Genomic DNA, 5,319 nt, shown 5'->3' with positions numbered 1-5,319 from the left:
GGGCTGGTCGATGGTGGTGCCATGGCGCGGCTTCCCGCTCGCCGCACTGCTGAAGCGGGTCGCTCCGACCTCGCGCGCTCGCCACGTGCAGTTCATCTCGGTGCTGCGGYCGTCCGAGATGTACGGCCAGCGCCGCCCGATGCTCGACTGGCCCTACACCGAGGCGCTGCGCATCGACGAGGCCATGCACCCGCTGGCGCTGGTGGCGACCGGCCTGTACGGCACCGCGCTGCCGCCGCAGAACGGCGCGCCGCTGCGGCTGGCGGTGCCGTGGAAGTACGGCTTCAAGAGCCCGAAGGCCATCACGCACATCCGGCTCGTGGAGCAGCCGCCGGTGTCGACCTGGATGCAGGCCGCGCCGTCGGAGTACGGCTTCTTCGGCAACGTGAACCCGGAGGTGCCGCACCCGCGCTGGTCGCAGCGCCGCGAGCTGCGGCTGGGCGAACTCGCCAAGCGCCCCACCCTGCCCTTCAACGGGTACGCGGCCGAGGTCGCGTCGCTGTATGCCGGCATGGACCTCGCCCGCAATTTCTAGCAGCAGGCTGCCGACGCTGCTGTGCTTCGCGCTCGGCGCGTGGCCGGGTCTGCGCTGGGGCCTGGCGTTCATCGCCGGCACGCTCGGCCCCGATCCGATCGCCGCGCTGACGCACGCGAGCGGCTGGTGGGCGATGGCGCTGCTGCTGGCGACGCTCGCGATCACGCCGCTGCGCCGCCTCTCGGTGTGGGCGTCGCGTGCGGTCGCGCTGCACTGCGGGCGGCGCATCGGCGACTGGAACGCGCTGATCCGCCAACGCCGCCAGCTCGGGCTGTGGAGCTTCGGCTATGCGGTGGTGCACCTCGGGCTGTACCTGGGCTTCGATGCCGGCACGCTGCGTGCGTATGCGCAGGACCTGGCCGAGCGCCCGTTCATCGCGGTCGGCTCGGCGGCGCTGCTGTTGCTGCTGCCGCTCGCGCTGACCTCGACCCACTGGGCGATCCGCCGGATGAAGCGCCAGTGGCTGCGGCTGCACAAGCTGGTGTACGCAGCAGTCGCGCTCGCGGCGCTGCACGGCGTGATGCAGGCGAAGCTGGGCCACGTCTCGGCCTGGGTCTTCGCCGGCATCGCGCTGGCGCTGCTCGGGTTCCGGCTGGCCGCGCATGCCTGGGGCATGCGGGCGCGGCCGGAGACGGTCACTGCACCGGCATCGGCTGACCGTACAGCGGCGAGCGCGGACCCGGCAGAACGCCGCTGCGGCGCGGCGCTCCCAGCAGCCGATCGTCGGCCACCCCGGCCCAGCGGTACGACTCGTCGGTGGCGTTGCTCATGACGTGCCGCACCAGCGCCCCCACCAGCGCGCCGATCAGGCCGCCTTGCGACTGCTGCTGCTCCTCGGACGAGCTGGCCACCGCCGAGCCCTTCCACAGCAGCTCGCCGCTGCGCAGGTCGACGATGCGGGCCTCGACCTCGACGCGCGTCTCGCTGGACAGCACCGCGTAGCTCGCACCGTACTTGCGCACCTTGATGTAGACCGCCGCGTCGGCACCGAAGAACTCGCGCAGCTTCTTCGGCGAGACCTCCTGGGCATCGTGCGCGGTGTCCACGCCGTTCTGGCGGAAGGTCTCGTCGACCAGCGTGACCGGCAGCACGTAGTAGCCCGCTTCGGCGAGCGGCCGGGTCGCGTGGCTCCAGACGGAGGCGGTCGCGCTGATCTCGGGCGACTCGTTGAGCGGCGGCAGCACCAGCAGCGAGGCCGGCTTCGCGCGATTGAAGGCCGTGTAGTCGTAGGCCGGGGTGCTCGCGCAGCCGCCGAGCAATGCGGCGCCAGCGACGGCAGCCCACAGGATCAGGGATCGGACGCGCGTCATGCCGGTTTCTCCGTCTTGGCCACGGGGCCGTCCAGGCGCTTCAGCAGCTGGTCCATGTAGGGTGCCGATTCCGGGAACGCGAGCTTCTCGGCCTGCCAGAGCTGGCGTGCCTCGCCGGGGTCGCCGATCGACAGCTTCAGCATGCCCAGGTGGGCACGCAGGCCGGGCGGCAACGCGGCGTTCTGCGCACGCGCCTTCACGACATGCTCCTCCAGCGCGGCGATCTGCTCCTGCGCGCCGGCGCCGCCGCGCTGCAGCGCGTCGTACTGCTGGCGCGGGAACGACTCCCACAGGTACAGCGGCGGGCGCGGCTTCGCGCAGCCGGCCAGCATCGCCAGCGCACAGGCGGCGACAAGGAAGCGCCCTGTCACTTGGCTGCCTCCTTGCCCCACTGACCGCTGTCCTTCGCGGTGACGAGGTCGTCGACCGCCTGGCGCATCGCGAGGTCGAGCACCTTGCCGTTCAACGTCGCGTCGTAGCTGGCGGTACCGCCGAAGCCGAGCACCTCGCGGTTCGACAGCTCGTACTCGCCGGCGCCGCGGGCCGAGTAGACGACCTCGGCGGTCAGGCTGTTGACGATGTTGAGCGTGATCTTCGCGTAGGCGATCTGCGTCTTGCCGCGGCCGAACAAACCGAACAGCTGGTGGTCGCCGACCTCCTTGCGGCCGAATTCGGAGATGTCGCCGGTCACCACGTACGAGGCGCCGCGCAGCTTCTGCGCCGTGCCCTGCAGCTTGGCTTCCTGGCTGGTCTCGGACATGTTGTCGCGGTCGAGCACCGAGAAGCGCTGCGACTGCTGCAGGTGCGCAATCAGCGTGGTCTTGGCCTGGCTGCCGAGGCGGTCGACGCCATCGGAGAACACGCCGCGCATGAAGGTGGAGCGGTTGTCGAACTTGCCGACCGAGACCGGCAGGCGCGTGCCGTTGAACGGCGCCGCGGCGGCCTGCACCTTGGCGACCTCCAGCGTGCGGGAGCTTTCGGTGGCGCAACCGGCGATGAACAAGGCGCATGCAGCCGCGAGAACGGCTGTCGGACGTTGGAACATGGGAATCCTCGGAAAGGGATGAAGCTCGAAGAAAAGCCGTGAATTATCTGACGCGCGTTGCGAGACCCCTCGGCACATCAGCACGGCAACCGACAAAAAGATGGGGGATGCGTTCAGTCTCCTGCTGTGCTACCGATATTCCTTCCCATGGCCGATACCGCTTTCCTCGCCGCCAAGATCCTGCTGCTCGAGCACGATCCGAAGCACTATCCCGAGCTGCTCAAGTTCTGCGAATCGCTCGGGATCATCACCGTGCCGCGCGCGGCGGCCGACGCGATGGACGCGCTGGCCCAGCACAAGGACCTGGCCGGCGTGCTGCTGGCCGAAGACCTGCCCTGCGACGGGCCTGACAGCCTGAAGCTCGCGCAGRCCCTGCACCGCCAACGCCCGGAGCTGCCGATCTTCCTGCGCCGCACCAGCACGCGGGCCCTGACCGACGACGAATCGCGCTGCATCACGCACCCGTGGGCCAGCGGCCAGCTCGATGAGCTGCGCGCCCACATCGAGCGCAGCCTGTTCGGCCTGCGCTACCCGATGGCGCTGGTGCACGGCATCGTCGAGCTGACCTGCAAGGCCATCCGCTCGATGTTCCCGAACGCGACGGTGGAGGCCGGGGCGCCCTACGTGGTGCACGACCGCATCATCTACGGCCAGGTGTCGACGCTGATTGCGCTGGAGAGCACCTGGTGCCGCGGCTACATGATGCTGCAGACCGAGGAAGGCGCGCTGCGCCAGGGCATGGCCCAGGGGATGGGCTTCGAGGGCGTCGGCGGCGACCTGGGCTTTCGCGAGCTCAACAACCTGATCGCCGAGACCACGAACCTGATCTGGGGCGCGTTCAAGAACCACTACATCCCGTCCGAGGCGTTCCCGACGCAGCAGACGCAGGTRCCGATCGTGATCAACCACGAGCAGAAGTACATCTCGTTCGGCTCGCAGGATCCGCAGCTGTGCATCCGCTACCAGCTCGCGGACCCGAACCACCCGCGCCAGCGTTCGCTGACCATCGTGCAGCGCTTCATCTTCAACCTGCTGTTCCGCCCCGAGGCCTTCGTCGAGTTCTCGAATCCGGCGTCCACCGACAACACCGGCGAGCTGGAATTCTTCTGAAGAGAAACCGCTGAATGGCCCAGATCCTGGTCGTCGACGACTCCCACACGATGCGCGAGATCGTCTGCAGCTTCCTGAAGCAGAACGGCTTCGACGTGGCCCAGGCCAACGACGGGCGCGACGGCCTGCGCCAACTGTCGCTCGACCCGGCCATCAAGCTGGTGGTGAGCGACATCAACATGCCGAACATGGACGGCCTGACGATGGCCGAGAAGATCCGCAGCGAGCTCGGCAACGCAGCAGTGCGCATCGTGATGCTGACCACCGAGGACAACACCGAGATGCGCGAGCGCGGCAAGGCGATCGGCGTCACCGGCTGGATCGTCAAGCCGTTCCGCGGCGAAGCGGTGCTGGGGCCGTTCCGAAAGCTGTGCGGTCTGTGAGACGCGGGGCGACTGAAAAGATCGGCAAAAAGATCGGCAGAAAATCCGCAGCAAGAAGACTAGAAAAGTACGCAAGCTGTTGTTTCACAAGAAGTTCTCCGCGAAACAACTTCGGAATAAAGATCGGCAATTCATCCGGCCAGCCGAGCCCAGCTGCACGAGTTGCTCAGKGCGATGAACTCGTTACCCGGAAGCGGCCACGACACCGCCTCCAGGCTGACACGAAAGTGCAAGACACGCGGGCGAACATCGCGCAAGTCAAGAGGGGAACTTCGGGCTTCTGAACTTTTCCGCACGAGCGTACTTTTCGGGCCTCGCGAGATCGGTTTCATGCCGGTTTCGACAACACAGGGAGACAACCCAATGCGACACCTCACGCGGCTGTGCCTGGCCGGGATCGGCGCCGTGCTCGTCGGCCTGACGACGGCGGCCCTGGCGACCAACTACTCGTTGTGGATCAACGGCCGCACCGGCGGCGGGATCCTCGGCAACTATGCCGACTTCACCTACTGGGGGCCGGCGACCGTCGAGGCCGGCGTCAACAAGAAGTCGGTCAACTGGGACGGCTACAACCACGTCTCCGACCAGAACTACCTGGTGCGCAACGCGCTCGACTGCTACTGCACCGGGCCGAACTGGTGCTACGTCGCGGCGCACAGCGCGGGCGACCTGATGATCGGCTACGCGCTCTCGCTGTACGGCGGCACGGCGCGCTACAAGAAGACCGCGATCGCGAGCTCGACCGGCGAATGCGGCAACAGCGACGGCACGACCCAGGTCGGCTGGAACATCAAGTGGGTCGACATCGCCGCCGGCGCCGGGGGCGGCAGCGAGCTGGCCGATGCCGGCGACTGGGCCGTCTCGGAGCCGCTGGTGTCCGACCTGAAGACCGCCACCGCCCGCGCGCTGTACGACCACAACAACACCCGCGCGACC

Annotated in this window: 6 protein-coding genes and 2 pseudogenes; 5 read left to right on the top strand and 3 right to left on the bottom strand. The window is 68.1% G+C overall.

Annotated elements, in window-relative coordinates; all coding sequences use genetic code 11:
* Positions 1-535, top strand: a 535-nt coding sequence (gene msrP / locus AC1D01_RS19470; protein ID WP_477869158.1) for a protein-methionine-sulfoxide reductase catalytic subunit MsrP, incomplete at its 5' end; no start/stop codon positions are given.
* Positions 504-1,028: pseudogene (locus AC1D01_RS19465) on the top strand (ferric reductase-like transmembrane domain-containing protein); the annotation flags it as partial. The gene msrP and the pseudogene AC1D01_RS19465, both read left to right, overlap by 32 nt.
* A 142-nt stretch (positions 1,029-1,170) precedes the next feature.
* On the opposite strand, the gene AC1D01_RS19460 reads toward AC1D01_RS19465, so the two are convergent.
* From AC1D01_RS19460 to AC1D01_RS19450, 3 genes are read right to left on the bottom strand one after another with little or no spacing between them, the layout of a single operon-like run.
* Positions 1,171-1,845 (bottom strand): DUF799 domain-containing protein, encoded by a 675-nt coding sequence (locus AC1D01_RS19460; protein ID WP_477869156.1) that lies wholly within the window; start codon positions 1,843-1,845, stop codon positions 1,171-1,173.
* Positions 1,842-2,216 (bottom strand): DUF4810 domain-containing protein, encoded by a 375-nt coding sequence (locus AC1D01_RS19455; protein ID WP_477869154.1) that lies wholly within the window; start codon positions 2,214-2,216, stop codon positions 1,842-1,844. The genes AC1D01_RS19460 and AC1D01_RS19455 overlap by 4 nt, the downstream gene beginning before the upstream one ends.
* The gene (locus AC1D01_RS19450; protein WP_465113095.1) at positions 2,213-2,890 is read right to left on the bottom strand and encodes a CsgG/HfaB family protein; all 678 of its coding nucleotides are present in this window, start codon (positions 2,888-2,890) and stop codon (positions 2,213-2,215) included. The genes AC1D01_RS19455 and AC1D01_RS19450 overlap by 4 nt, the downstream gene beginning before the upstream one ends.
* Positions 2,891-3,037: 147 nt before the next feature.
* Between AC1D01_RS19450 and AC1D01_RS19445 the strand changes: the two genes are divergently transcribed.
* The 3 genes and pseudogenes from AC1D01_RS19445 to AC1D01_RS19435 form a co-directional block, all read left to right on the top strand.
* Positions 3,038-4,000: a chemotaxis protein CheX gene (locus AC1D01_RS19445; protein WP_477869152.1), complete on the top strand. Its 963-nt coding sequence runs from the start codon at positions 3,038-3,040 to the stop codon at positions 3,998-4,000.
* A 14-nt stretch (positions 4,001-4,014) separates the two neighbouring features.
* Positions 4,015-4,383, top strand: a complete 369-nt coding sequence (locus tag AC1D01_RS19440) for a response regulator (protein ID WP_477869150.1) — start codon at positions 4,015-4,017, stop codon at positions 4,381-4,383.
* Between the two features lie 363 nt (positions 4,384-4,746).
* Positions 4,747-5,319, top strand: a pseudogene (locus AC1D01_RS19435) (hypothetical protein); the annotation flags it as partial.

It is taken from the genome of Rhizobacter sp. P3_B12 (assembly GCF_056402895.1).
This window is presented reverse-complemented; position numbering and strand designations above follow the sequence as displayed.

Coding starts and splice junctions, on each gene's coding strand:
- AC1D01_RS19460 (WP_477869156.1), bottom strand. CDS start 1,845: ATGACGCGCGTCCGATCCCTGATCCTGTGGGCTGCCGTCGCTGGCGCC.
- AC1D01_RS19450 (WP_465113095.1), bottom strand. CDS start 2,890: ATGTTCCAACGTCCGACAGCCGTTCTCGCGGCTGCATGCGCCTTGTTC.
- AC1D01_RS19440 (WP_477869150.1), top strand. CDS start 4,015: ATGGCCCAGATCCTGGTCGTCGACGACTCCCACACGATGCGCGAGATC.